This is a genomic window from Psychrobacillus sp. 05T411 (assembly GCF_056396485.1).
In genome coordinates, this window is the sequence record NZ_JBFTLO010000027.1 from 16135 (window position 1) to 41832 (window position 25698).

Annotated in this window: 29 protein-coding genes; 24 read left to right on the forward strand and 5 right to left on the reverse strand. The window is 35.7% G+C overall.

Annotated elements, in window-relative coordinates; genetic code table 11:
• The first annotated feature begins 9 nt into the window (after window positions 1-9).
• Complete coding sequence (locus AC1DFT_RS16755) at window positions 10-1122, forward strand: conserved virulence factor C family protein (RefSeq protein ID WP_478160105.1); 1113 nt, start codon at window positions 10-12, stop codon at window positions 1120-1122.
• 886 nt (window positions 1123-2008) lie between these two features.
• Here AC1DFT_RS16755 and AC1DFT_RS16760 read toward each other — a convergent pair.
• On the reverse strand, window positions 2009-2899 hold the full coding sequence (locus AC1DFT_RS16760) for a LysR family transcriptional regulator (protein ID WP_478160107.1): 891 nt from the start codon (window positions 2897-2899) through the stop codon (window positions 2009-2011).
• A gap of 127 nt (window positions 2900-3026) precedes the next feature.
• On the opposite strand from AC1DFT_RS16760, the gene AC1DFT_RS16765 reads away from it, so the two are divergent.
• From AC1DFT_RS16765 to AC1DFT_RS16780, 4 genes are all read left to right on the forward strand, one after another.
• Window positions 3027-3791 (forward strand): alpha/beta hydrolase, encoded by a 765-nt coding sequence (locus AC1DFT_RS16765; protein ID WP_478160109.1) that lies wholly within the window; start codon window positions 3027-3029, stop codon window positions 3789-3791.
• A 176-nt stretch (window positions 3792-3967) separates the two neighbouring features.
• Window positions 3968-4210, forward strand: coding sequence for a hypothetical protein (locus AC1DFT_RS16770; protein ID WP_478160111.1), 243 nt, complete (start codon window positions 3968-3970; stop codon window positions 4208-4210).
• A gap of 67 nt (window positions 4211-4277) precedes the next feature.
• Window positions 4278-4979, forward strand: coding sequence for a DUF421 domain-containing protein (locus AC1DFT_RS16775; protein ID WP_478160113.1), 702 nt, complete (start codon window positions 4278-4280; stop codon window positions 4977-4979).
• Window positions 4980-5066: 87 nt separating this feature from the next.
• The gene (locus AC1DFT_RS16780; RefSeq protein ID WP_478160115.1) at window positions 5067-5492 is read left to right on the forward strand and encodes a hypothetical protein; all 426 of its coding nucleotides are present in this window, start codon (window positions 5067-5069) and stop codon (window positions 5490-5492) included.
• Between the two features lie 106 nt (window positions 5493-5598).
• Here AC1DFT_RS16780 and AC1DFT_RS16785 read toward each other — a convergent pair whose 3' ends face one another.
• Together AC1DFT_RS16785 and AC1DFT_RS16790 are read right to left on the reverse strand one after the other, a co-directional pair.
• The gene (locus tag AC1DFT_RS16785; protein WP_402824136.1) at window positions 5599-5724 is read right to left on the reverse strand and encodes a YjcZ family sporulation protein; all 126 of its coding nucleotides are present in this window, start codon (window positions 5722-5724) and stop codon (window positions 5599-5601) included.
• Window positions 5725-6002: 278 nt separating this feature from the next.
• Window positions 6003-6497, reverse strand: a complete 495-nt coding sequence (locus AC1DFT_RS16790) for a GNAT family N-acetyltransferase (protein WP_478160117.1) — start codon at window positions 6495-6497, stop codon at window positions 6003-6005.
• A 266-nt stretch (window positions 6498-6763) separates the two neighbouring features.
• Here AC1DFT_RS16790 and AC1DFT_RS16795 point away from each other — a divergent pair, with 266 nt between their 5' ends.
• The 12 genes from AC1DFT_RS16795 (at window position 6764) to msrB (ending at window position 15960) form a co-directional block, all read left to right on the forward strand.
• Window positions 6764-7279, forward strand: a complete 516-nt coding sequence (locus AC1DFT_RS16795) for a DUF3189 family protein (RefSeq protein WP_478160119.1) — start codon at window positions 6764-6766, stop codon at window positions 7277-7279.
• Window positions 7280-7639: 360 nt separating this feature from the next.
• Window positions 7640-8077, forward strand: a complete 438-nt coding sequence (locus AC1DFT_RS16800) for a BrxA/BrxB family bacilliredoxin (protein ID WP_478160121.1) — start codon at window positions 7640-7642, stop codon at window positions 8075-8077.
• A complete protein-coding gene (locus AC1DFT_RS16805) occupies window positions 8074-8853 on the forward strand; it encodes a class I SAM-dependent methyltransferase (protein WP_478160123.1) in 780 nt (259 codons plus the stop codon). Before AC1DFT_RS16800 ends, AC1DFT_RS16805 begins: the two co-directional genes overlap by 4 nt.
• Before the next feature lie 258 nt (window positions 8854-9111).
• Window positions 9112-9702 (forward strand): YpjP family protein, encoded by a 591-nt coding sequence (locus AC1DFT_RS16810; RefSeq protein ID WP_478160125.1) that lies wholly within the window; start codon window positions 9112-9114, stop codon window positions 9700-9702.
• Between the two features lie 493 nt (window positions 9703-10195).
• Window positions 10196-10942, forward strand: coding sequence for a polysaccharide deacetylase family protein (locus AC1DFT_RS16815; protein ID WP_478160127.1), 747 nt, complete (start codon window positions 10196-10198; stop codon window positions 10940-10942).
• 184 nt (window positions 10943-11126) lie between these two features.
• On the forward strand, window positions 11127-12071 hold the full coding sequence (locus AC1DFT_RS16820; protein ID WP_478160129.1) for a thymidylate synthase: 945 nt from the start codon (window positions 11127-11129) through the stop codon (window positions 12069-12071).
• Window positions 12072-12091: 20 nt separating this feature from the next.
• On the forward strand, window positions 12092-12580 hold the full coding sequence (locus tag AC1DFT_RS16825; RefSeq protein ID WP_478160131.1) for a dihydrofolate reductase: 489 nt from the start codon (window positions 12092-12094) through the stop codon (window positions 12578-12580).
• A gap of 148 nt (window positions 12581-12728) precedes the next feature.
• Entirely contained in the window at window positions 12729-13568 is an 840-nt protein-coding gene (locus AC1DFT_RS16830) for a DegV family protein (protein WP_478160133.1), read from the forward strand.
• A 57-nt stretch (window positions 13569-13625) separates the two neighbouring features.
• Window positions 13626-14432: a GDSL-type esterase/lipase family protein gene (locus tag AC1DFT_RS16835; protein WP_478160135.1), complete on the forward strand. Its 807-nt coding sequence runs from the start codon at window positions 13626-13628 to the stop codon at window positions 14430-14432.
• Window positions 14433-14444: 12 nt separating this feature from the next.
• A complete protein-coding gene (locus tag AC1DFT_RS16840) occupies window positions 14445-15017 on the forward strand; it encodes a YpmS family protein (protein ID WP_478160137.1) in 573 nt (190 codons plus the stop codon).
• Window positions 15018-15028: 11 nt separating this feature from the next.
• On the forward strand, window positions 15029-15553 hold the full coding sequence (msrA, locus tag AC1DFT_RS16845; RefSeq protein ID WP_478160139.1) for a peptide-methionine (S)-S-oxide reductase MsrA: 525 nt from the start codon (window positions 15029-15031) through the stop codon (window positions 15551-15553).
• Window positions 15550-15960: a peptide-methionine (R)-S-oxide reductase MsrB gene (gene msrB, locus AC1DFT_RS16850; RefSeq protein ID WP_478160141.1), complete on the forward strand. Its 411-nt coding sequence runs from the start codon at window positions 15550-15552 to the stop codon at window positions 15958-15960. The genes msrA and msrB overlap by 4 nt, the downstream gene beginning before the upstream one ends.
• 51 nt (window positions 15961-16011) lie before the next feature.
• Here msrB and AC1DFT_RS16855 read toward each other — a convergent pair whose 3' ends face one another.
• On the reverse strand, window positions 16012-17871 hold the full coding sequence (locus tag AC1DFT_RS16855) for a methyl-accepting chemotaxis protein (RefSeq protein WP_478160143.1): 1860 nt from the start codon (window positions 17869-17871) through the stop codon (window positions 16012-16014).
• Window positions 17872-17992: 121 nt separating this feature from the next.
• On the opposite strand from AC1DFT_RS16855, the gene AC1DFT_RS16860 reads away from it, so the two are divergent.
• From AC1DFT_RS16860 to AC1DFT_RS16885, 6 genes are all read left to right on the forward strand, one after another.
• On the forward strand, window positions 17993-18214 hold the full coding sequence (locus tag AC1DFT_RS16860) for a YozE family protein (protein WP_478160145.1): 222 nt from the start codon (window positions 17993-17995) through the stop codon (window positions 18212-18214).
• 72 nt (window positions 18215-18286) lie between these two features.
• On the forward strand, window positions 18287-18991 hold the full coding sequence (gene deoD / locus AC1DFT_RS16865) for a purine-nucleoside phosphorylase (protein WP_478160147.1): 705 nt from the start codon (window positions 18287-18289) through the stop codon (window positions 18989-18991).
• A gap of 108 nt (window positions 18992-19099) precedes the next feature.
• Window positions 19100-20581, forward strand: coding sequence for a lmo1851 family serine protease (locus tag AC1DFT_RS16870; protein ID WP_478160149.1), 1482 nt, complete (start codon window positions 19100-19102; stop codon window positions 20579-20581).
• 56 nt (window positions 20582-20637) lie between these two features.
• The gene (locus AC1DFT_RS16875) at window positions 20638-21543 is read left to right on the forward strand and encodes a CobW family GTP-binding protein (protein WP_478160151.1); all 906 of its coding nucleotides are present in this window, start codon (window positions 20638-20640) and stop codon (window positions 21541-21543) included.
• A complete protein-coding gene (locus AC1DFT_RS16880) occupies window positions 21536-21787 on the forward strand; it encodes a hypothetical protein (protein ID WP_478160153.1) in 252 nt (83 codons plus the stop codon). Before AC1DFT_RS16875 ends, AC1DFT_RS16880 begins: the two co-directional genes overlap by 8 nt.
• A gap of 167 nt (window positions 21788-21954) precedes the next feature.
• On the forward strand, window positions 21955-22854 hold the full coding sequence (locus AC1DFT_RS16885; RefSeq protein ID WP_478160155.1) for a CAP domain-containing protein: 900 nt from the start codon (window positions 21955-21957) through the stop codon (window positions 22852-22854).
• 19 nt (window positions 22855-22873) lie between these two features.
• On the opposite strand, the gene AC1DFT_RS16890 is transcribed toward AC1DFT_RS16885, so the two are convergent.
• Window positions 22874-24232 (reverse strand): MATE family efflux transporter, encoded by a 1359-nt coding sequence (locus AC1DFT_RS16890; RefSeq protein ID WP_478160157.1) that lies wholly within the window; start codon window positions 24230-24232, stop codon window positions 22874-22876.
• A gap of 45 nt (window positions 24233-24277) precedes the next feature.
• Here AC1DFT_RS16890 and AC1DFT_RS16895 point away from each other — a divergent pair, with 45 nt between their 5' ends.
• Entirely contained in the window at window positions 24278-25354 is a 1077-nt protein-coding gene (locus AC1DFT_RS16895; protein ID WP_478160159.1) for an undecaprenyldiphospho-muramoylpentapeptide beta-N-acetylglucosaminyltransferase, read from the forward strand.
• Window positions 25355-25698 lie beyond the last annotated feature (344 nt).

A 25698-nucleotide genomic window follows, 5' to 3' on the forward strand; every position in this document is an offset into this window, starting at 1 on the left:
TATGCAATAATGAAAATAGTTACAATTGAACCAACGCCAAGTCCAAATACGATGAAGGTAGTTATCGATCAGGAACTTCCATTTGGAAAAAGTTTTAATTATAAAAAAGACAATATTCAAGGTGCCCCAAAAGAAATACAAGATCTTTTTATAATAGAAGGTGTAAAAGGGGTCTATCATGTAGCTGACTTTTTAGCAATAGAGCGTATTTCTAAATTTAACTGGGAATCTATTTTAGCTTCCGTGGAAAATGTATTTGGAGCAGACAATGAAGAAGCAACTAGTGAACAACCATTAGACCATTACGGAGAAGTATATGTACATGTACAGCAATATAAAGGAATCCCCCTTCAAGTAAAAGTGTTTGATAGTGAATCCGAATCACGATTTGGTTTGTCCGATCGTTTCACCAAAGCTTTGGATGAAGCGATGGAAGGGGATAAAGAAAACTATATTATGCTGCGTAAATGGGTAGATTATGGCGTTCGCTACGGAGAACAAAAAGAAATTGGAGAACAATTAGTAAAAGAATTAGAAGCAACTTTCCCAGAAAGCAAACTTCAACAGCTAATTGAAGAAAAAGATCAACACACAGAAGAAAAAGCAGCTGTTCGCGTTCCTTTCACATTGGAGCAATTTGAAGTAAGCGAATGGGAAGAAAGATTTCAATTGCTTAATAATTTAATCAACCCTGAACTAGAGGACTTGCCGATTTTGGCTAAAGCGGTAGAGGACGAACAAGTATCGATTCGTCGACTAGCGACTGTTTATCTTGGATTAATAGAAGAGGAAGCAGTTATTCCTTACTTAGAAATTGCATTAAAAGATAAAAGTGGAGCAGTGCGTAGAACAGCGGGAGATGCAATGAGTGATTTAGGCTTTGAACAATTTGCAGATGCGATGAAAGTTGCGCTATTTGATAAAAACAAACTTGTTCGTTGGCGTGCAGCGATGTACTTCTATGAAATCGGTGATATGGATGCCTTACCTGCATTAAAAGAAGCAATGGAAGATAAAGAATATGAAGTAAAGCTCCAAATTCGTATGGCAATTGCGCGAATTGAAGATGGGGAAGAAGCAAAAGGATCTGTTTGGAAGCAAATGAGTGAAGCTAGGAAATAAGAAAATTAATCTTTTACGAGCATGTATTTCCATTCATGGTTAATGTGGGTTCTATATGCAAAAATTGATCATGGAACTTACAAAAAAATGTGATACTCTAGTGTTGTAAGAAAACAGGCTTGGTAACCTGATAGAAGATCTCCCTTCGTATTTCTTACACTATCGCTTAATAATACAAGCCTCACTTTGATGGGTGAGGCTTTTTTTCATGGCTTGGAAACTATAAAAATTTAGACATGTGGATAATGTAGGGTATGGCATTTTCTCTATTGTGCGTGATAAAGGGATAAAGCGTCTAAAAGTGACCGCTATGATTTACGCTACAGTCGGACCTTTTGCGATTGGTGCAGTATAAATCATAGGAAAATTGCCTGCCGGCTCAACTTCCACTTACTAAAAATATAATTTTATCCATTTTGCGGAATTTTATTAACCAATAATTGGCTAAGGGCAACAGATTAGTAGTTGAGAGCAACCAATTCTATACTGAAAGCAACCAAATCAACGCAAGGGCAACCAAATTGCCGATGAAAGCAACCAATTTTTCAAAAAACTCTTTACTTGGAGTGAGATGAGAATGGTTGTGATGCATTATTAGGAGACTGCTCTGATTTTCCCAGCAGGTGCACGCCTGAGATGTCTCATTTACCCACTCATCCCGCAAGTCGCCGTCTCTAGCGAAAATCAATGAAAAATACTAACTAATTGGAATCCGCTATTAACAATAAATGGTTGAACGAGATAATCTTGCTACTAAACACAACAAACTCGAAAATCCTATCTATACGACGCACTATCCCTATAACGTGCGTCAGGTCATTTAGCGTTCTCATTTGCTAAATCTGGCCACAGAAAAATGCTTTAGCGCTTTTGTACTGATTAGGTATCATGAATTATATTTTTTTAGAAAGTAATCTAGGATAAATTGTTGGAAATTTATTGCTGCGGGTGAAAGATAGCGATTTTCCACCTTAGCCATACCAATGATACGCTCACATATCCTATCTTCAATGCGCAATTTAGCAATTTTATTGGGATTTATTTCTTCCCCGTCTGGTAAAATCGAAAAACCAAGCCCGGCTGATACAAACCCCGCGACGGTTGCTACTTCATCACCTTCAAAAGCAATATTAGGTAACAAGTTAGATTGAGAAAATATACTATCCGTAGTATTTCTAAGTGCATATCCTTTTTTCATCGAAATAAAAGACTCCTGTACTATTTCTGTTAACGAAATACTTTTCCGATTTGCCAGAGGGTGATTAATCGGAACAATTACAAATAACTCATCTCGCCATAATTCTGTCCAGGAAATTGGTTTTTCATAGACGATAGATGCCACTAAGCAAAGATCCAGCTCGCCCGATTTCAGTTGTTGTAAAAGCGTATGCGTATGGTTTTGTTTAAATTGAAATGTGATATGTGGATATTTATCATGAAAAGCGCGAATTATATTTGGTACGGTACTCGTTCCCAATGTATGTAGAAATCCAAGTGATACTTCTCCTTGCTCTGGATCTATCAACTGCTCAATATCATTTAAACCATCGCTCATTTCATTCATAATCCGATTCACTCGCTCTAAAAACATCATGCCATATCGATTTAAAATGATGGAGCGACCTTGACGATCAAAAAGTGGAACGCCAATTTCTTCTTCTAAACTTGCAATGGACCTACTTAATGCCGGTTGTGATATAGATAATAATTCGGCAGCACGGGTCATATGTTGAACCCTTGCAAGCGTTTGGAAATATTCTAATCGTTGCCATTCCATAAAACCCTCATCCTTTTCAATTGATACCTTTTATGCATCGTTATGATAGAAATAATAAATTATACTTTATGTATTGTCAATGATAGGATAAGTATCAATAAGCTATCATACTAAAGGGGATATTAATATGAAATTAGTCACGCCTAAATCTTTTACATTCGAAGGGGGAAATCGAGCTGTACTTTTACTTCACGGATTTACAGGAAGTACGAAAGATGTAAAACGATTAGGAGAATATTTGCAAAAAAGAGGATTCACTTGTCATGCACCAATGTACCGCGGGCATGGTGGGACACCTGAAGAATTATTACAAACAACGCCTGCCCAGTGGTGGGAAGATGTTGTAGAAGGTTATAACTTTTTGAAAAATAAAGGTTATGAAGAAATTGCAGTAGCGGGTATTTCCTTAGGAGGCGTTTTTTCTTTAAAGGTTGCCGAAGAATTCCCGGTCAAAGCAATTGTATCTATGTGCGCACCGATCAAACGTAGCAATACAGATGGTTTGTTTGATCGTTTATATAATTATGCAAAAGTGTATAAATCATTTGAAGGTAAAACGAGAGAAATCATTATTCAAGAACTGGATGAACTAAAAAATAGTCCTTTGGATTCGTTGAGTCAGGTCCAGTCATTTATTGCAGATGCTTGCGAGGATCTACCAATGATTTCATCTCCGACACTTGTTCTACAAGGTGCATTAGATGGGGATATTTATAAAGAAAGTGCATCATTTATATTGGAGCAGGTGGAAACTTTTACGAAAGAAATTATTTGGTATGAACAATCTGGGCATATTATTACTACTGGAAAAGAAAAAGAGAAGGTTTGCGAAGACGTGTATGCATTTCTAAACCAATTAGACTGGACGGAATCTGTTCGGGCAGTTGTTTAAAAATAGCAACTCATTACTTCCCATCATATATTTAAAACATCATTCATTTTTATTTGAATGATGTTTTTTTGTGCGATATTTTTCAAACTATTATTACCGTTTAAAAGCGTTTAAATTACGCACAATGAGTGAATAATATGAAGGATATAGAATATTAAAAAGAACGGAGGAGTCATATGAGCAAAGAAATGACCAAAAATGAAACTAACATAAATGATGAAGTACATATTACATACTATTTTTCTGTTTTGTTCACTATATTAGGAACTCTCTCCATTCTAGTTCTGTTGCATTATAAAGTGGAAAGTGTCGGTTTATTTACTATATTTCTTTCTATTTCAGCGGGTGGTCTGCCATCTGGCGTAGTAGGGGCTTTTATTGATTATAAAATTTCTGAATACAAGTTGAAAAGCAATTAAATTATGTAAATTAGCAATTCCATTTCTTGCTGATCATGACAGAAATAAAACAGGAGTGTGGAAATCGATGGATTTTATCCATGGGCAGGAAACTTTGACGACTATTCAGTGGATTTTACGAGCAGTTGTTTCATTTTTCTTTTTAATAATAGCAACTAAAGTAATGGGACGTCGATCGATCGCCCAATTACGACTAATCGATTTTACGATTGCGATGATATTAGGAAATATACTTGCCCATCCCTTATCTGACGAACAATTGGGATTAAAAGGTTCCATTATTACGACTGCAGTTTTAATTATTTTATATTCACTCGTCGTTTATTTAACTTTGAAATGGAATTTGTTTAGAAAATGGTTTGAACCAACTCCATTTCCATTAATAAAAAATGGGGAAATCATGTTTAAAGAGTTAGGAAAAGCAAGGATTTCAATCGATCATTTATTGTCAGAAGCTCGAAAAGCAAAAATCGAAGAGATACAAAAAGTGGCCCTTGCCCTTTGGGAGCCAGATGGCACGATCTCATTCTTTTTATCCTCTCAATTAGAAGCATTAACTCCTCAAGATATGCAACTAGTTAAAAAGCCCTTTAATATGCCAATTACAATTATTAAAGAAGGAAAAATTGACTTTCATGAATTACATAGAGCAGGTAAAGACATGACTTGGGTAGAAAACAAAACGGTACTATTAAATGTCCAATTGCAAGATATTTTACTAGGAACAGTCGATAATAAGGAGGAATTAAAGATTTATTTGTTTCAGTAATTGTATCGGATAAAATACGTTGAGTGAAAATAGTGTAGAATATAGGAATTGGGATATAGAATATTAGACAGGGGAGGAGGATTTTAGATGAAATTTTTTAAAGTACTCATAAGCTGTATGGTCATTATTGGCCTAATAGGTTTTGCCGTATACTATTTCGCACCGAAAATAATTGCGGATCAAGTTATGGAAAAAGTAACAGTTGAACTCGAAGATAGTGGCCAATTGGAAAATATTAAACAAGAAATAAAGAAAGACCCGCAATTACAGGCATACTTAGAAGAAGGTAAAAATGTGGATAGCAGCGAATTACCATTCCAAACAAAAGAAGAAGCAACACGAGTATTGCTTAAAAAGTTTAATATAAGCGAATTGCAAGAAATACAAGCAAAAGCGAACAAGGGGATGACTGCCGAAGAAAAACAAGCCCTTTATGAACAAATAGAAAGTAAATTAACAGAAGAGGAAATGTTAGCGTTAAAGGCTTTAGCCTATAAGGAATTGTCCAAGTGATAGTTTGAATGATCCTTACTTCTCGGCTAATTTTAAAAAAGATCTAAGCCAGGTTAAAAACCTGTCTTAGACTGTAGTGTAAATTCAGGCACTAAGCGCATTCTTATCAGCAGTAACCTTCGCCGTATCCGCGACCTAAGAAACTCGCGCCAATAATAATCAAAAGAATAAATAGAACAACAAGTAAAGCGAATCCTGAACCGTTTCCGTAACCGCCAACCGCTTCTCCCATATTGAACACCTCCTATCCTTGAGATAGTACCTTTAATGACAAAACTAAAGGTAAATCTGATTCATTTGTTTGGTTTTAAGTAGATCTGTTAAAACCACTGGAGGCACAGCAAGAGTTGTATGACATGCTCTTCAGTTATAAAGTAGCTTATTCATAAGTTGAAAAAGCACTGAGGCAAATGCCCCTGAGAAATTAATGAAATCGATTGGATGGAAAAGGGGCGCTAACGATGCATAATACGCCTTAGCAAATAAAAGAAGCGCTTAATAGCTCTTCGTTTAGACTGTCAAATGCAAAATATGCTGAGGACCTTTTGGACCTTCATAAGTTTCGTTCTCGTCTACAAATCCTGTTTTTAAATAAAGATTATAAGCAGGCTTATTCCTCTTATTGACACCGAGGACGATTTCGTCAGTTCTGGGAAGATTATGTTTAACAAACTTAGGTAAAAGTTGGAGCCCCTTCTTTGCTAATCCCTTTCCTTGATATCTGGAATCAATGGAGAAAGCTGTCAACAAACGAGCATGAGAGTTATTGCTGTACTTTAAAAGCTTTTCGCCATCTTCTAAAGCAAAATAACCTACGGGTACACCGTTTTCAAGAACTAAAATATGTGAAGCACTGTTAGAAACATTGGGATTTTTAATTTTATCCAAAGGCATACTGGTAAATTGAAGTTGCTCTTCAGGTAAATGGTAGTTGGATAGATGTTCATCGTATGTATCGGTGTACTCAACCAGTTCAATTGAAGATTTTAAGTGGCTAGACTGCATTTTATTTCCCCCCAATATGTAATGATTTAAGTATAGTTTATTAATCGATAATAAACAATGAAAACAGAACATACATTCTTGTTAATTTAAATAAACCGAGTATATGTATTAAGAACATAAAATGAAATGCTTCAAGCTAGTGTTACATTTATTATTATTTTGAAATCGTAATTAATAAAATCAAATATATTAAAAGTGAAGCAAATGAATTGGATTTAGATTAAATGACCATAATAGCCGTAGATAAAAATATAAAGGATGATATCATGATTTATATCTATAATGACTATGGTGGAACACACACCACTTCTTTGGCGGCGGCCTATCATTTAAAAGAATTAATCCAATCGGAACGAGAACTAACAAAAGAAGAAATATTAAACGTAAACTATTTCAATAAATTAACTAAAAAGGATTTTGGAAGAATTATTTTTCATGGGATAGACGAAAATGGAGACTCAGTGTACACATTAGGTCGTAAATCCTCTAAACTTGTTGTTCCAGCAATGAAAAATTTAATTTTATTGATTCAAAGTAAACATCCATTCCATGAACAAATAATCTTCTCCAATACATCACCAACGGTACCATTAGCGATGACAATGGGAGGTTTTTTGTCTAGAGGATTAAAAATTGATTTTCTAGGTGTGCCATTATTGGTTATAGGTGCCAAACAATGTTGCGATAATATTTTTCGGTTGGTAGAAAATACGAAACAAGTGGGACACGCACTTAGTGAGGAACGTGTTATTGTTCTAGAAAATAAAGATTACAAAAACTAATAATAAAACAGGCCCGGAACAAAGGGCGTCGATAGATTACACTCTCCCTCAATTGTCAGCATTCCAACTATTCATCACAGTGAACGCTAATCAAACTGAAGTTTTTCATTATTATTAATTTTACATAGGAAGAACAAACCATCAACCGCTTAGGTAGGTGGTTTTATGTTATTGCCGTATAAACTTGTACAACATGTTTTACAATATTTTTTAGGTTTAACATAAAAATCACAGGAATCATAAAAAAAGTCACAAAAATACTGAATACCCGAGAAAATATACGAAAACAGTATAATAGCAAATGCAATACAAGTCCTGTTATAATAGGATTTGTGAATATAAATGAAAGTGGGCGAAACCATGAACGCGTACGATGAATATATGCAAGGTATAGTAAAACCAATGAGAAGTGAGTTAACAAATGCAGGATTTAAAGAATTAGTAACTCCGGAAGATGTACAAGAACATATGGCAGATGCAAATGGCGTTTCTTTAATCGTTGTAAACTCTGTATGCGGTTGTGCAGCAGGACTAGCTAGACCGGCAGTAATAGCTGCAGTAGAAGAATTAGAAGTAAAACCGAATCATTTAGTAACGGTATTTGCAGGGCAAGACCAAGAAGCAACAGCAACGATGAGAGGTTACTTTGAAGAAGTACCACCAAGTTCACCATCTATCGCGATTTGGAAAGATGACCAATTGGCATATTTCATTCCTCGTGAACAAATTGAAAGCAATTCGATGGAAACAATTAAAGATCATCTATCAGGTGTTCTTACACAAATCGTTTCTTCATGAAAACAATCGTAACTACTGCTGGACGAACGAATGAACTATTTATTCAAAAAGCAAAGGACATTGCTAAAGAGCTAACTTTGCCCTATGTTAGGCGGCAAAAGAAGTCTATGCAAAAATTGCAAGAAGAGCAGCAGGCGAGTGTTTTAGTAGTTAGTAAGGAGAGATTGGAACTGTATGTGTACGGTTCTACTTCTCCTTTTTTCTTTCACCCAAATTCTGCGGCATTTCGTATGAAGCGCATATTAAATGGAGAAAAAGACTTACTATTAGAAGCGTTAGATTTACAAATAGGAGACCGCTTTTTGGATACAACTGCGGGATTATGTTCGGATAGTATACTAGCTGCTTTTGCAGTTGGAGAAAAAGGGATAGTCGATGCTTGTGAAAAAGATGCAATGATTGCTTATGTAGTAGGATGCGGGCTAAAAGCATATGAAACAGAAAATAGGGAACTCCAAGAAAGTATGCGCCGTATTCATCTTATTCATCAGGATGCAGTGGGCTATTTAAAACAAGTGGATGCCAATTCCTATGATGTAGTTTATATGGATCCTATGTTTGAAGAAGTTATTGAGGAATCGTCCAATTTCCAAACACTTCGAGAAGCAGGAGTGCATGAATCTTTGTCAGATGAATGGGTAGAGGAAGCAAAACGTGTGGCAAAGAAACGAGTAGTTCTAAAAGCTCATTTTCGCTCGCCGATGTTTGAAAAATATCAGTTCAAGCAGTTAACGAGATTATCTTCTAAGTTTCATTACGGTATTATCGATATATAAAAAAGCTGTCAGTGGTGACAGCTTTTTTTTAGTCTGTAAAGTTAAGTGACGTTAAATATCCTAATAAAAATAAAAAGCCGATACCAATGATTAAATCTGCGTCCATAGTGACTTTCCTCCTTACTTTAAAAAAGCTACTGAATGTCTACACTTTTTATTGTACAATGAATACATAGAAGAAGAAACCTTTTGTTCGTAAAATCGTTACGATATAGTAAGAAGCTTTATAAATTTGGTCATAATTGAAGGTGATAATGGATGAAAAAGTGGTTGCAAAAGACGATTATTATTACGGTCGCTTTCTTAACATTTGGACTGATCTCTCCTAACCATTTAATTTGGGAGCAATTATTAGATAACAAAAATCCGTCGAAATCTATTGCCTCGGATGCGAATACGAGTGAATTTGAATTTGATCAAGTATCAATTATAGATTCGCTGGATTCTCCAAATTTAAGTGAAACGATTTCAATAGCAGCTAGAGAGCAAGCATACATAAAATTCGGCAATCGAATCGGGCCGGTTATACAAAATGAATTTGACGATGTTATTTTCCCGCGAATACAAGAAGCAATAGACACCACCATAGCTAAAGTAGAAAGCGAAAAAGTAGCGAACCTATCGATTACAGAACATCCTTCCGGGGAGTACCACGAAAAAATATTTCACATTTACAATGAAGATACCAGAAAAGATTTCATTCGATTTCATGTAAGAACTGACAAAAAACCGCAAGATGGATATTACTTTAACTTTCATTATCACCTAGCGGAAGATAATTATTCCAAACATTATGCATTAGGCGAAATTTTTTGGTCGAAAAATACTCCGCCTAAATGGTTATCTTAAAACACCCCTKACACTCATTTTTTTAATGAGTGTTTTTTTGTCTGTAAATGATGCTTTTTAAAAATTGCTTAAAGCACAATTAGCAATCCGAATTTCCCATCTTGCTCTCGTAGTAAAGCATTAAGCAAAGATTTATCAGCTTTGAAAAATGACATTATGTATCCATTCTGGGGAAAGGAAAAAAGCTTATGCGTGTATAAAATCTATCATTACACTAAGAAGTAATAAAGTCCGTATTTGACCATATCATATGCTTAATGATTTTTAGTCGATGACTAGCAAGCTATTATTTATTAATGTAAGATTGAATGCTGAATTGTACGATCAAGATATTTATTTTTTTTAAAAAACAGCAGCTAAAATTAAAAAAATCGGAGTACGATCATAAAACGGCTTAGTAGTTCCAGATAATTTAAAAAAGGAAATGTATAAAAAATAAAAATAGACAAAAAGTAATCAAATGTAGATCATAAAAAAGATTGGAATGTGATATTTGAAAAATAAACATTTACTTTTATTAGCGTTACTTTTTGTTGGAATTACATTCATAATTAGCACAGTCACTCCAACATCAGCAGACAAGGGTAGACGCTACTATGAAAAAACTGGTGAGGTTGTTTGGGAAATTAAGACGGGAGAAAAGGTAGTGGCAATTACATTTGATGACGGTCCCCATACTAAACATACAGCTGAAATTTTAGATCTTTTATCGGAGTACAATGCAAAAGCCACCTTTTTTGTAGTTGGTGAAAATGTAGAAAAAAAACGTGATCTTTTATTAAGACAATACAACGAAGGTCATGAAATTGCTAATCATACTTATACCCATCCGTTAAAAACCACCGTACCTAAATTAGAGGTTGAGATAAAAAAAACAAATGATTTAATTTACAGTATCACAGGTTACTCTCCGGAACTCTTCCGACCAGTTGAAGGATATTATACAGATAGTATGATACAAAATTTAGTGAAAAACGGTTACAAGGTTGTTATGTGGTCTTGGCATATGGATACAGAGGATTGGAAAAATCCCGGTGTTAATCAAATAGTAAAAACAGTGATAAATGGAACAAAACCAGGAAATATTATTTTATTTCATGATGGAGGTGGGAATCGCAGTCAGACAGTTAAAGCTTTAGAAAAGATATTGCCGGAACTTCAAAAGCAAGGATATAAATTTGTAACTATCAGTGAACTTATAGACATAGAAAAAAAGGAAGAAAAAAGAATACAGAATTAAAATATAAGAATATTCCTGCAGTACGAAAGATGTATGAAGGTTTGGAAAAATTACACACATAAAAATGTTTGCCGAAAAAACTTCTTTACACTAAATCCTAAATAACGATGAAATGCCCTCTCTTTTGAAGGGCATTTTTTGTTATACTAAAGGGAAGTATATAAAAAGAGAATGGGGTACAAAAATGGATCAATATTTAACGTTATGTAAACATATTATGGAAAATGGTGTCGAAAAAGGGGATCGCACGGGGACTGGGACGAAAAGTGTATTTGGTTATCAAATGCGTTTTGACTTAGCAGAAGGTTTTCCACTTCTTACGACGAAAAAAACAGCTTTTCGATTAGTCGTGAGTGAATTGTTATGGTTTATAAAAGGGGATACGAATGTTAAATCCTTAATTGAGGTAAATAATCATATTTGGGATGATTGGGCGTTTGAAAAATGGGTAGAAAGTGATGATTACACTGGACCTGATATGACTGATTTTGGTAGACGTGCAGCGAGTGACCCTGCATTTAAAGTAATTGTGGACGAGCAAATGGAGAACTTCTGTACTAAAATTGTAGAAGATGAACAATTTGCGGCTGATTTTGGCGATTTAGGACCAGTCTATGGTAGACAGTGGAGATCTTGGCCGGCTAAAAATGGGGAAACAATTGATCAATTGCAAAAAGTAATTGAATCACTAAAGACGAATCCTAATTCCAGAAGACATATTATTACAGCTTGGAATCCGGCAGAAGTAGATGATATGGCGTTACCACCTTGTCATGCATTTATGCAGTTTTATGTAGCCAATGGGAAATTGTCTTGTCAATTGTACCAACGAAGTGCGGATGTGTTTTTAGGTGTACCTTTTAATATTGCTTCTTATGCTTTATTAACGCATCTCATCGCAAAAGAATGCGATTTAGAAGTTGGAGAATTTGTACACACACTTGGAGATGCACATTTGTATGCGAATCATATGGAGCAAGCAGAAACACAGTTAGCACGCACACCAAGAAGATTACCGCAACTTTCTTTATCGGATGAGAAAGCGTCCATTTTTGATTATGAAATAGAAGATATAAAAATTGAAGGATACGATCCACATCCAAGTATAAAAGCGCCTATAGCAGTATAAACAGAAAGGGGAGAGAACGAATGATTTCATTGATCGTTGCACATGATCCGAATCGAGTAATTGGACAAAACAATAAAATGCCTTGGCATATTCCAGGAGACCTTGCTTATTTTAAAGAAAAAACGATGGGTAAAGCGATTGTGATGGGGAGAAAAACATTCGAATCGATTGGTCGTATTTTACCAGGTCGAAAGAATATTATTATTACAAGAAATCCATCTTACCAAGCGGAAGGTGCAGAAGTAGTAACGAATTTAGCGGATGCGGTAGCCTTAGCTAAAAGCTATCATGATGAAGTGATGATTATTGGTGGGGAGCAGATTTTTCGAGCAATCCTGCCAACAGCGGATCGATTGTATGTAACGTTTATAGAGCAGTCTTTTGATGGGGATACATTTTTCCCTCCTTATGGTAAGGGATGGGTCCTGGTTGATACTTCGGAAAAAATGGAAACAGCCGAAGGGATACATTATGCGTATTTAGTGTATGAAAAAAAGGGAAATCTATAATGAATGACTGGGATATTTGAACAAATTCCAAGTAATCGTTCAAATATCCTTCATTTATTCATATAGTGTTGTAATGGTGCGTTAAATAAGTTTACAAGGGACCGTACTTCTTCTTATAATAGTACGTATAGAGGAAGGAAGAGATAGAGTGCCAAAAGTACATATCGTAACAGATTCAACAGCTGACTTAAGCAAAGAATTGATCGAGCAATATAATATTCATATAGTGCCACTTTCCATCCATATAGACGGAGAATCATATATCGATGGTGTTACAATACAGCCAGAAGTGTTTTTAGAAAAAATGACTTTATCCAAAGAATTACCTAAATCATCGCAGCCTGCTGCAGGTGTTTTTAAAGAGCTGTACGATAAGTTGGGGGCAACTGGAGATCCAATCATTTCCATCCATATGACAGGAAGTATGAGTGGAACAGTGAAATCTGCCCAAGCAGCGGCTGAAATGACCACATCTGATGTCACGGTGCTTGATTCTCAATTTATTTCTTTTGCCTTAGGTTTTCAAGTAGAAGAAGCGGCGAAAATGGCCGAAAAAGGAAAGACTGTAGAAGAGATTATTCAAAAAGTGGAAGAGACTCGTGTCAAAACAAAGTTATTCGTTGTAGTAGACACATTAGAAAATTTAGTTAAAGGTGGTCGCATTGGAAAAGGGAAAGCAATGTTAGGATCTTTGCTATCTATTAAACCAATTGCGAGTTTGGCAGACGGAGAATATACACCTGTTGCGAAAGTACGAAGCCACAAACAGGTGATCAATTATTTGTTTAACGAGTTTATGAAAGATACGAAAGGGAAAATTGTAAAGGCAGTAGGCATCTCTCATGCAAATGGATTTTCTATGGCTACTCCTTTAAAAAACCTAATCGAGGAAACTGGGTTTAAGCAAATTCAACTGTCTTTTACGTCGCCTGTGATCAGTACACATACAGGTCCTGGTGCTATTGGATTTATGTATATGACAGAATAGTGAAGGGGCAGGGAAGAGAACATTCCCTGCCTTTAATCATAAATAAAGGGGTTTAGAATGAAGTATATTGTTAGTTTTTTATGTTTACTCTTACTTTCCGCTTGTACTTCTAGTGAGCTGAAGGAAGTGAATTTCTCCGAAAAAGAAGCCGTTTTGTTTGAGGAGTATGTGATTCCTTTTTCCTTTTTTCCAAGAACAATCGAACTTGTTGGACTTGGAGATTCCCTCACACAAGGTGTTGGCGATGAATTACAAGGAGCAGGTTATATTGGTAGATTGCAAAAAGAAATTTCCCAGTATAAAGGAATAGAAGAGGTTGTTTTAACCAATACTGCGAAAAGAGGACGTCGAAGTGATCAGCTATTAAAAATGCTAAAAGCGGGAGACATTGATCATCAGCTACGAAAAGCCCATATTATTACACTAACAATCGGCGGCAATGATATGATGAAAGTAGTGAAGAAAGATTTGTTTAATCTCCGTGTAGAAGCTTTTGAAAAAGAATTAGTGAAATTCGAACAAAATTATGATCAAATACTGGAAGAAATTCGGGAGATTAATAGCAACGCTCCTATTATTCTTCTTGGTCTTTATAATCCTATTACTGCAGTAACTGATGAAAAAAGTGAATTGGATGAGATTTTAGCAGATTGGAATAATAGCATTGAATCGGCTGCCTATAGTGATGTGAATGCTTGTTTTGTACCAATCGATAAACTTTTTGTGACCAATGCGAATTTAGTGTATCATACGGACTTTTTTCATCCCAATAGTAAGGGATATGAATTGATCGAAGAGGCATTAGTCAATTCTTTAGAAGAATGTGGTTTAATTGACGAACGAAATAGGGAAATGTTGTTTTGAGGAGTTGTTTACATGAATAAGTGGAAGATTGCATTTTTTTTGTTGGTGTTCGTTATTTTAGGTAGTATAGGAACATTTCTATATTGGGTAACGACCCCGGCTGAAACGATGCCAATGGAAGTGCCAAAAGCGACACCAGGGGGCCATGTTCTAACGGTACATGCGACAAAGGAAGATTTTCAAGGAATCGCTAATACGTATTTAAATAAAGCGATGAAAGGCAAGCCACTCCCCATACAACTTACAGTGGAGGATCAAATCGTGTTGTCTTCCGAACTAACCATCTTTTCACTTAATTTTCCGATTAAAATGTACTTTGAGCCGTATGTTGAAGAGGGTGGGAATATTAGGTTAGAGCAAACATCCTTAGAGGTAGGTCAAGCGAAACTGCAACCAGAAGCAGTGTTGAAATTACTACGGGATTCGATTGACTTGCCTGAGTGGATCGTTGTTATGCCTAAAGAAAAGGAAGTACATATTCAGTTAGCGAATATTCCGATGTCATCTGGAATTCATGTGCGAGCAAAAGAGTTGAATTTAGAGGAAGATATTATAACATTAGAAATAGTTATACCATCGAAATGAGGTGCTAAAAAATGGAGAAAGCTACTTTTGCAGGAGGCTGTTTTTGGTGTATGGTCAAGCCCTTCGATTCATATGAGGGGATAGAAAAAGTGGAATCGGGTTATACAGGTGGTCATGTGGAAAATCCGACCTATGAACAAGTATGTTCTAATGCAACAGGGCATTATGAAGCAGTTCAAATAACATTTGATCCGGAAAAATTTTCATACGATCAGCTATTACAAATCTTTTGGATGAATATTGATCCGACAGATGATAACGGTCAATTCTTTGATCGTGGTTCTTCTTATCAAACGGCCGTTTTTTATCACTCCGAGGAACAACGAGAAAAAGCAGAAAATACGAAGGAAGCATTGAATGCTTCAGGTAAATTCAATGTACCAGTTGCTACAAAGATTCTACCGGCTACGAGATTTTATGCTGCAGAAGACTACCATCAAGACTATTATAAGAAAAATCCAGCACATTATAACAGGTACTTTGTTGGTTCTGGAAGAGCAGCATTTGTAGAGAAAATGGGGGAGGTATTCAAATGAAAGAAAAACTAACAGAAATGCAATATTACGTTACACAGCAAAATGGAACAGAGCCACCATTTCAAAATGAGTATGATAAACATTTTGACCAAGGAATTTATGTTGATATCGTTTCAGGTAAACCGTTATTCCATTCAAAAGATAAATATGATGCAGGTTGCGGTTGGCCAAGCTTCACTAGACCGATTGAAGAACAAGAAGTGGTGGAAAAATTCGATGATAGTCATGGAATGCGTCGTGTAGAAGTGCGAAGTAAAACAGCCAACTCTCACTTAGGACATGTTTTCCCAGACGGACCAAAAGAAGAAACAGGGCTTCGTTATTGTATAAACTCTGCTTCGATGCGCTTTGTGCCAAAAGATAAGTTAGTAGAAGAAGGTTATGAAGAATATTTGAAATTGTTTTAAGTAATTTTAAAAGGCACGGAAGAGAAATTTTCTCTTCCGTGCTTTTTCGATTTAAAGTTTAAACTCATTTACTACTTTTCTCAGCTCGTCTGCTTGGTGGGAAAGTTCAATCGCAGATGCATTTATTTCTTCCATTGCAGCGGAACCTTGCTCAGCAGCCGCTGCAGAAGTTTCTGTATTAGAAGCTGTATTTTCAGCAATTTGTGTAACCTCTACAAATGATGCTGCAACCTCTTGGCTGAAGTTAAGTGTCTCCCCAATTTGATCAACCATTTTATCAATAATTGCAATGGTATCGTTTGTTTGTTTCATAATTTGTTCTAGTGAAGCGTTTGTTTCATTTGCCACTTCAACGCCTTTAATAACGTTTTCCACACCTTCATGATTTTGTTGCACAATCGATACGACTTCAGTTTGAATAGATGTGACAATTCCTGTTACCTCTTTAGCAGCATTTCGAGACTGTTCTGCCAGTTTTCGTACTTCATCCGCAACTACAGCAAACCCTCTACCATGTTCTCCTGCTCGAGCAGCCTCGATTGCTGCATTTAAGGCTAGTAAATTGGTTTGTTCGGCAATGGCAGTAATCGTTTTAATAATCGATGTAATTTCATACGATTTAGTTCCAAGCGCCTCCACCGTTTGAGAAGTATTGGCTATTGTTTCCTCAATGTTCATCATTACTTGAGAAGAATGTTGAACGGATTCACTACCTTTTCGTGCAGCTTCGATCATTTGATCTGTTGCTTCTTTTACTGATTGGGCATCACTATTCAAGTATCTTGTCGCTTCCTCTAAAGAATTCATTTTTTGGATAGCAACGGTCATACTACGCATTGTATGTTCACTACCGGAAGCGATTTCATTTGTCGTGTCTGCAATAGATTGGATCGTTACAGCAGTTTCATCAGATGAAGCCATTAGTTCTTGTCCACTAGCCGAAACATTTTCAGTTAGCATACTTACTCGTTTGACCAAGTTAGAAATAGATTCTATTAAAACATTGGTACTTTCTGCAATTTCTGAAAATTCATCTTTCGTACGGATTTTCACACGTCTCGTTAAATCTCCGCCCGCTTGTGCAATTTCTAATATGGATCGATTAATAGAGTATGTGCTGCGTTTTATCGAATAGAAAAGATAAATGCCAAATGATAATGTTAACAGTACTGAAAAAATGGTTAAACCGACAAATAGATAAAGTGAGTTCGTATTTTCTTTCTTTAATAACGCTATTTGTTCTGTATTATTTTTAGCTAATAGTTCATTCATGGAAGCGATATGGACATCTACATAGCTCATAGCCGTTTTACCATTACCAGCGTTTACAATTTTTTGAGCCGCCTCTATACCTTGTGTATCTCTTAGCTCGATAACTCTTTCTGAATATTGTAGATAAGTCATAAAAAATTGGTCAATTGATTGTATTTTTTGTAGTTCCTCTGGTCGATTTTCATATGTCTTATGTAATTCTTTTAAGTGTGTGACAATCGCATCTTTATTTTGTTTGTAAGTTGCCTTATAATTTGCTTTACCTGTGATTACATAACTTTGTTCAGCATTTGCAAGTTGTGCAATTTCCGTCGCAATTTTATTGACCATCATTTGCTCTTTCAAATCCACATTTGTAAAATCTTCGAATGCTTGTTGGGACGAAGACATTTTAGTGGAGGTTAGGACAAGCATGGAAACTAATATGATGATTAATACGGAAAATATTAGTAGGACCCTTCCCCGAATGGAATGGAATATTGTTGGGTTAGATGATATAGTCGTTCTTTTGTCCTTTCTATTTCTTTTTGTAAACAGGGAGAAAGAAGTGTTTTTCTTTGCCGTGTTATCATTCTTTTTCCTTCTTTTTTGTTGAAGCCATTGCATTGATTTCTTCTTATTTGAAGCACCCTTTACCAAAAAAAACAACCCCTTCTTGATATGTAACATAGTGATATCATTTAGTTTACTTGTTTTGTGTAATATTATCTACAGTTTTATGAATTTTCTATGTCCTTATGACTAAAGGAGGAGAAATTAGTTGAGACAGTCTTTTTATTTATTTGCATTAAAATATCGTGGGGGAGAAAAGGAGGATAAAAAATCTCACTTTGCGGAAAGCATGTTCATGCAACATGATTTTCCCAAAACGGAAACTTCTTTTCACCCGCTTTCGGTGTACATTGAAGAATTGGCGGATCCAAATCTTACAGCAAGCATTTTTGATGAGCTTTGGGAGTATTATATAGAAGGAAATGAATAGCATGTTCGTTGCAATTTTGCCAAAAAAACGGTATTATTAAGCCGATACATATATAGAAATGAGGTTTTTTAAATGAGTATTCATATTAGTGCAAAAAAAGGTGAGATTGCGGATACAATTTTACTACCAGGAGATCCGCTTCGTGCGAAATATATCGCTGAAAACTTTTTGGAAGATGTAGTTCAGTATAACGAAGTTCGTAATATGTTTGGATATACTGGTACATATAAAGGGAAAAGAATTTCTGTCCAAGGTACTGGAATGGGAGTTCCTTCAATTTCTATTTATATTCATGAGTTAATGAATGACTATGATGTACAAAAACTAATCCGTGTTGGTACATGTGGAGCAATTCAAAAAGACGTGAAAGTACGCGATGTAATTCTTGCGCAAAGTGCTTCAACCGATTCTACTTTGAACAAAGTATTGCTAGATGATGTTAGTTATGCTCCAACTGCAGATTTTGATTTGTTATATAAAGCATATAACGCTGGTAAAGAGGCTGGATTGAACTTAAGAGTTGGTAATGTATTCACAGCAGATTTATTCTACAATGAAAATGCGCAAAATGAGAAATGGGCAGATTATGGAGTTCTGGCAGTAGAAATGGAATCCGCAGCTCTTTATACATTAGCCGCTAAATTTGGGCGCCAAGCACTTTCTGTATTAACAGTTAGTGACCATATTATTACTGGCGAAGCAACTTCTTCTGAAGAACGTCAAACAACTTTCAATGAGATGATCGTAGTTGCGTTAGAAGCAGCAATTCAAGACTAACATAGCGCTAGAGCTAGATCGATATTAGAACTAAAGCGAGAATAGACTGTCATTCATGACAGTCTTTTTTTAAAAGTCTTACAGTTCCTTTTGAAAAGGGTGAAAAATTTGGACGAACAACAGCAAAACAAGGAAGAGCCAACACGAATAGAAGATACAAATCCATCTCCTTATATAAAGATGAAGCCATTTGTTTTTTTCTTAACTATTTTCTCCCTAGTAATAGTAACAGTTGCAATTACCATGCTTTACTTGACTTGGGGAAAAGAACAAGTAGTGGATCGTATAATACCACAATCCGAACGCTCGGAGTTTTCTAAGTTATACATGGCATATGACAAACTAGAAGCAGAATACTATAAGGATATAGATGAAGATGCCATTATCAATGGTGCCATTAACGGAATGATTGATGCTTTAGAAGATCCTTATTCTGATTATATGAATGAAAATGAAGCAGCTCAGTTCAACGAAAGCATTTCTTCTAGTTTTCAAGGGATTGGAGCTGAAATACAAGAACGTGATGGAATTATTACAGTAGTGTCTCCGATTAAAAACTCTCCCGCAGAAAAAGCAGGAGTACTACCGAATGATAAAATTATGGCAGTCGATGGAAAAGATATTCAAGGATATAGTGCATCCGAAGCCGTATTGTTAATCAGAGGCAACAAAGGAACGGAAGTAACACTATCTATTAAACGCGGAGATACTGCTACGATGGATGTCACAATCGTAAGAGATGAAATACCAATTGAGACAGTTTACGCGGAAATGATAGATGATCAAGTAGCACATATCATAATTTCTAGTTTCTCTACAAACACGTATGATGAGCTACTCACTGCCATYGATGAAATGAAAAGTGAAGGCATGAAAGCATTAGTATTAGATGTTAGACAAAACCCAGGTGGACGTCTAGACACTGCAATTGATATTTCCAATCTATTTGTAGAAGAGGGTAAAACAATACTTCAAATCGAAGATAAAGGAAATAAACTCGTAACACCAGCAACTCCAGGTAAACGGGTGGACGTTCCGGTAAGTATTATTATCGATGAGGGTAGTGCCTCTGCATCGGAAATTTTAGCAGGTGCACTTAGTGAATCTGCGGATGTTCCGTTAGTAGGTTTAACTTCATTTGGTAAAGGGACTGTTCAAACAGTAAATGATTTACCTGATGGCTCGAATATTAAAATTACAACAGCTAAATGGTTAACACCAGAAGGAAACTGGATTCATGACAAAGGAATTGAACCTGACTTTGTAGTGGAATATCCAAGTTATGCTATGTTGTCACCAATAGATCCTTCTACTACTTTAGAGGAAAATCAATCTTCTGAAGCAGTTCAAAATGCCAAAGAAATGCTTCAAGCAATTGGCTATAAAGTAGGGGAAATAGATGGGAATTTCGATGCTCAAATGACGGCAGCAGTGAAAAAGTTCCAGTCAGACAACAAGCTTGAAGTTACCGGTAAACTTGTAGATGAATCTACTTTAGGATTAATGGATAAAATTCGTGAAAAAATTGTTAATGATGATCCTCAATTGCAAAAAGCAACTGAAGTTGTCACAGACTTATTAAATAAATGAAAAAAGCTGGCCATCTTGGTCAGCTTTTTCAACACGTATAAAGGAGCTAACAGACGATGAAGGATGTTTATTTATTAAGTGGGTTTCTAGGAAGTGGGAAAACCTCACTTTTATCGCATCTAATTGAGCAATTTAAAGCAGAAGGTATAAAACCAGCTGTTATTATGAACGAGCTGGGAAAGCTTCCTTTTGATAGTAGAGCTGTGGATGACGGGATTCCTTTGAAAGAAATGCTGGAAGGCTGTATTTGCTGTACAGGTTCTGAAAAAATGGAAGCACAGCTTCAAACGCTTCTGGAAGGCGAAGATTTTGATGTTTTATTAATTGAAACAACTGGCGCTGCCCATCCTGTAGAAGCAATGGATGCTGTATTTTCTCCTTTATTTGCAAGCAAGTTAAATATGAAAGGGATTATTACAGTAGCAGATTGTAAAAGATGGCTTGATCGCGACAAAATGACTCCGCAAACGAGAATGCTCTTTTTAGAGCAAATAAAGCATGCACATTTAATAGTAGCAAATAAAGTCGATTTACTTACAGATGCAGAAATTTTAACGGTTACGATGCAAATACAAGCGTTAAATGAGATAGCACCGATTATACAAACTGCCAATAGTAAACTTCCTATAAAACTGTTAAAAAAAATGGAAGCAACATTCCATGAAAAAGAGGTCAAAGAAGCTGCAATTGGAAAACAATTAACACTCTCATCTCGACTACATACATTTCACGATGAAGTACTGCAAGAAGATTTTGAAGAATGGGTTCGTAGTCTACCCGATACCGTTTACCGGATGAAGGGATATGTACCATTAAAAGGGCATAAAAATCCATATCTGTTCCAATACGCATATGGTATGGTGCAGTGGCTACCCGAGTATATGAAAATGCCACCGCAAATCGTTATTATAGGAGAACAAGTGGACAAAATTGAAATAATCGGTAGTGAACGAAATGATTAACGCATTTCGTTTATTATATAAGGAACGTAAATATACTACTGAACTTCAAACAGAAGAACAAATACGCAAACTGATAAAATCTGAGCTATTAGATGAATATACACACCCAAGAGCAAGACTATCAATAGAAAAAAAGTTGGGGCTAGCTTTGGATAGAATTAGTATAAGCCCGTTGTCAGATGAGGAAAAGAAATGGATTGAGAAGATATATAAAGAAGAATATATAAATCTGTCAACAGAGTAGAAAACGTAATATTTAAATATAGTGGTTAAGTTATCCAATTATTTTGTGAGAAAAAGGCTTTTCTCATCATGTTTTCGATAAAACTGGTCTTGCTGGAATATTTTATGCCAATTTTTCTGCTAATTTTGTGTTTCAATAAAGGAGCACAAAAGAAGGAGGAAATGAAAATGAAAATGAAGAAAACACATTCTATCATGGTTGGATTACTTGCAGGTGGCTTATTACTTTCAACTAATACAGCAGAAGCATCTATGATAACTGGAAATTCACAAACTACTTCCGAGGCAAATACATCCGTTATGTATCAATGGCAGTCTCCGATTAAAGTAATCTATAATTACAATGGAAATAATGAAGATATTCAAAATCTTATCAATGAGCAATTAACGGCTCTAACTCCGATTATACAAAAAGAAATGCAAGAAGCTCAAAAATCTATCGTTACAAATAAAGTTAAAGAGTATAAGAAGCCAGTAGTAACAGAAAAAGCACCAGTAGTTAAAAAACCAATAGAAACAGAAAAAGCGCCAGTAGTTGAAAAACCAGTAGTAACAGAAAAAACACCAGTAGTTGAAAAACCAGTAGAACAAGAAAAAACGCCAGTAGCAGAAAAACCAGCTACTCCAGCTACACCTGTAACACCACCAGTAGTGGAGAAGCCAGCTAAAGAAACGAACGAAACAACACAAGTATCATCTGTTATACAACAGGTTGTAGACTTAACAAACCAAGAACGTGCGAAAGCGGGTCTAAAAGCTTTACAAATTGATACAAAACTTACTCAATCAGCACAAGCAAAATCACAAGATATGAAAAACAAAAACTATTTCTCTCATACGAGTCCAACATACGGTTCACCATTTGACCAGATGAAATCTTTTGGTATTACCTATAAATCAGCAGCAGAAAATATTGCAATGGGTCAACGCAGTGCAACGGAAGTTGTAAAAGCGTGGATGGAATCTCCAGGACACAAAGCAAATATTATGAATCCATCTTATACACATATCGGAGTAGGATTATCTGATAGTGGATATTACTGGACACAACAATTCATCGGAAAATAATGAATAAAAAACGACGCAATTATACTGCGTCGTTTTTTGTTAATTTCTTTTGCAAGTGTATAAGTCTTATACCAAGCGTAATGGCACCAACTGTTAATCCAACGATGAGCCCAATCCAGTAGCCAAAACGTTCGAAAGAAGTATAATTTGCTAAAATATAGCCTGTTGGCAGTCCGATAATCCAATACGAAATGATTGCCATGATGAGGGTAATCGTAACATCCTTATATCCACGTAAAGCTCCTTGTACTGGTGCTTGAATGGCATCTGATAACTGGAAGAGCGCCGCAAACAAGAAAAACTGTACAGTAAGCGCGATGACATGCTGATCATCTGTGTAAATGGATGCGATTGGTTCTCGGAATATGAATAGAATCGAAGACGAGATAAAACTAAAAAACACCGCTGTTCCTACACTTAACCAACTATATGTTTTCGCATCATTAAATCGTTTTGCCCCAACTGCATGACCTACTAGAATAGTAGCACCCATTGAAATGCTAAGTGGAATCATATAGAGCAAAGAAGTAAAGTTCATGGCTATTTGATGTGCAGAAATAACTTCAGTTGAATAAGCACTCATCAGTATCGTGACAGCTGAGAAAATCGTCGTTTCTGCAAAAAGAGATAATCCAATTGGAATTCCGATTTTCGTTAGGGTTCCTATTTTTGCGAAGGATGGTTTACTCCAGTGACTAAAAATTGTTAATTCCGCAAAAGGTTTATTTTTATACACAATCCCAATTGCTATGAATAGAATTAGCCAATAGGTGATGGCCGAACCAAGCCCCGCCCCAACTCCTCCAAGCGCAGGAAATCCAAGTTTACCATAGATGAAAACATAATTTAAAGCAATATTAATGGGTGCAGATAGTAAAGTAATCACCATGGATACTCTTGTCTTACCTAGAGCATCGATAAAGGAACGTAGCACACTATATAAAAATAGAGGAATAAGTCCAATACTCATCATATACAAATATTTCTTGGCAACTAAGCGTACACTATCTTCAAGAGGGATTAAGTTTAATACAGGATCAATCAATAGCAAAATACCTAGAAAAACGATGAAAGATAGTAAAATAGCAATATAAAAACCTTGTTGCACAAAGGTACGTACATCTTCCTTCTTTTTTGCGCCGATGAATTGTGCTACAATGGGCGTAATTCCTATTAATATACCAGTTAACCCAGTATAGACAGGAACCCAGATGGAGGATCCAATAGAAACACCTGCTAGATGATCAATACTATATTTACTTGTCATTAATATATCAAAAAAGGTCATTAAATAAAGTGCAACTTGTGTGATTAAAATAGGTAATACAATTTTAATCATATACTTGCTTTTTTCGGGTAGTGATTTCGTTTCATGCATTTTGGCATACATCCTTTAAGTTTTAAAATAGTTAGGAGATTATGAATGAATAATAACACAATTGTATTAACAGGTGGGGGAACTGCCGGCCATGTTTCGTTGAACGAAGCAATTATTCCCGAATTAATAAAAAAAGGATATAAAGTCCATTATATAGGCTCCCATGATGGAATTGAACGTACTATAATAGGGGAGAACTTTCCGACTATCCCTTATCATCCAATTTCCAATGGTAAACTCCGAAGATATTTTTCAATGAAAAACTTTTCGGATCCTTTTAAAGTATTATACGGTACATTACAAGCTTTAACTATATTAAAAAAAGTAAAACCTTCGCTTGTTTTTTCAAAGGGGGGATTTGTATCTGTTCCTGTGGCTATAGCTGCAAAACTTGCTAATATCCCTGTTGTAATACACGAATCGGATATAACCCCGGGCCTTGCCAATAAAATCGCTTCATCATTTGCAGAACATATATTTACTGTGTTTGAAGAAACATTGAAATACTTACCGAAAGAAAAAGCCTCGTCCATCGGTGCAATCATCCGACCAGATTTGTTTTTAGGCAATGAACAAATTGCAGAAAAGTTAACTGGCTTTGAAGCTAATAAAGAAACAATCATCGTCATGGGCGGAAGTCAAGGTTCTGCCAAGATCAATGAAGTGATTAAAGAGAATATAGATGCTATAACGAGTAAATTTCAAATTATCCATTTGTGTGGAAAAGGAAATTTAGATCCAACTTTAACAGGGAAGCCAAATTATATTGCATTTGAATATGTAACCGATGAATTGCCACACCTATTAAAGATATCCAATTATGTAATTAGCCGCGCAGGATCGAATTCAATCTTTGAGTTTTTAGAGTTGAAAAAACCGATGTTGTTAATTCCATTATCGATTCATGCGAGTCGAGGGGACCAAGTATTAAATGCCAATTTCTTTGAAGAAAAAGGATATGCCCTTGTAATCGAGGAAGAAAACTTAACAACAGCTAGTTTTATGAATATACTTGCTGATTTAGTGAAATATAGAGAACCTATTATTGATAAGCAATTTAATGCAGATTCTTCTAAAACACCAAATCAATTCACAGAGTTATTACTGACTTATAAAAAATAAGACACAAGGCACTAAATATATAGATGCTTTTGGGGTTTTTTGAACGAAAGCGGGTTTACACCATTATGGAGATTTCTTGATGTTTAGGGATGCGACAAAGTCGCATCCCTAAACATTTTTTCGGTAATCTTGTGGTAGTCGTTCGTTCGTTCGTCTCGCTCCAAAAGCAAACCGAAAACGTACAAGTGAAAAAATAGGTTCAACGTCAAATGTTGGGGTGATGTGATTTTCACCCAGCCCTTAACCAAGATGTACCCCTATTTCTTTATACTTTATATTTAATAAAATCTTTGCCCGAAAGTGATCGAAGCGACGAAAACCATATGCGTTACGCTTCATCACTT

Coding starts and splice junctions, on each gene's coding strand:
- AC1DFT_RS16755 (WP_478160105.1), top strand. CDS start 10: ATGAAAATAGTTACAATTGAACCAACGCCAAGTCCAAATACGATGAAG.
- AC1DFT_RS16760 (WP_478160107.1), bottom strand. CDS start 2,899: ATGGAATGGCAACGATTAGAATATTTCCAAACGCTTGCAAGGGTTCAA.
- AC1DFT_RS16765 (WP_478160109.1), top strand. CDS start 3,027: ATGAAATTAGTCACGCCTAAATCTTTTACATTCGAAGGGGGAAATCGA.
- AC1DFT_RS16770 (WP_478160111.1), top strand. CDS start 3,968: ATGAGCAAAGAAATGACCAAAAATGAAACTAACATAAATGATGAAGTA.
- AC1DFT_RS16775 (WP_478160113.1), top strand. CDS start 4,278: ATGGATTTTATCCATGGGCAGGAAACTTTGACGACTATTCAGTGGATT.
- AC1DFT_RS16780 (WP_478160115.1), top strand. CDS start 5,067: ATGAAATTTTTTAAAGTACTCATAAGCTGTATGGTCATTATTGGCCTA.
- AC1DFT_RS16785 (WP_402824136.1), bottom strand. CDS start 5,724: ATGGGAGAAGCGGTTGGCGGTTACGGAAACGGTTCAGGATTCGCTTTA.
- AC1DFT_RS16790 (WP_478160117.1), bottom strand. CDS start 6,497: ATGCAGTCTAGCCACTTAAAATCTTCAATTGAACTGGTTGAGTACACC.
- AC1DFT_RS16795 (WP_478160119.1), top strand. CDS start 6,764: ATGATTTATATCTATAATGACTATGGTGGAACACACACCACTTCTTTG.
- AC1DFT_RS16800 (WP_478160121.1), top strand. CDS start 7,640: ATGAACGCGTACGATGAATATATGCAAGGTATAGTAAAACCAATGAGA.
- AC1DFT_RS16805 (WP_478160123.1), top strand. CDS start 8,074: ATGAAAACAATCGTAACTACTGCTGGACGAACGAATGAACTATTTATT.
- AC1DFT_RS16810 (WP_478160125.1), top strand. CDS start 9,112: ATGAAAAAGTGGTTGCAAAAGACGATTATTATTACGGTCGCTTTCTTA.
- AC1DFT_RS16820 (WP_478160129.1), top strand. CDS start 11,127: ATGGATCAATATTTAACGTTATGTAAACATATTATGGAAAATGGTGTC.
- AC1DFT_RS16825 (WP_478160131.1), top strand. CDS start 12,092: ATGATTTCATTGATCGTTGCACATGATCCGAATCGAGTAATTGGACAA.
- AC1DFT_RS16835 (WP_478160135.1), top strand. CDS start 13,626: ATGAAGTATATTGTTAGTTTTTTATGTTTACTCTTACTTTCCGCTTGT.
- AC1DFT_RS16840 (WP_478160137.1), top strand. CDS start 14,445: ATGAATAAGTGGAAGATTGCATTTTTTTTGTTGGTGTTCGTTATTTTA.
- msrA (WP_478160139.1), top strand. CDS start 15,029: ATGGAGAAAGCTACTTTTGCAGGAGGCTGTTTTTGGTGTATGGTCAAG.
- msrB (WP_478160141.1), top strand. CDS start 15,550: ATGAAAGAAAAACTAACAGAAATGCAATATTACGTTACACAGCAAAAT.
- deoD (WP_478160147.1), top strand. CDS start 18,287: ATGAGTATTCATATTAGTGCAAAAAAAGGTGAGATTGCGGATACAATT.
- AC1DFT_RS16875 (WP_478160151.1), top strand. CDS start 20,638: ATGAAGGATGTTTATTTATTAAGTGGGTTTCTAGGAAGTGGGAAAACC.
- AC1DFT_RS16880 (WP_478160153.1), top strand. CDS start 21,536: ATGATTAACGCATTTCGTTTATTATATAAGGAACGTAAATATACTACT.
- AC1DFT_RS16885 (WP_478160155.1), top strand. CDS start 21,955: ATGAAAATGAAGAAAACACATTCTATCATGGTTGGATTACTTGCAGGT.
- AC1DFT_RS16890 (WP_478160157.1), bottom strand. CDS start 24,232: ATGCATGAAACGAAATCACTACCCGAAAAAAGCAAGTATATGATTAAA.
- AC1DFT_RS16895 (WP_478160159.1), top strand. CDS start 24,278: ATGAATAATAACACAATTGTATTAACAGGTGGGGGAACTGCCGGCCAT.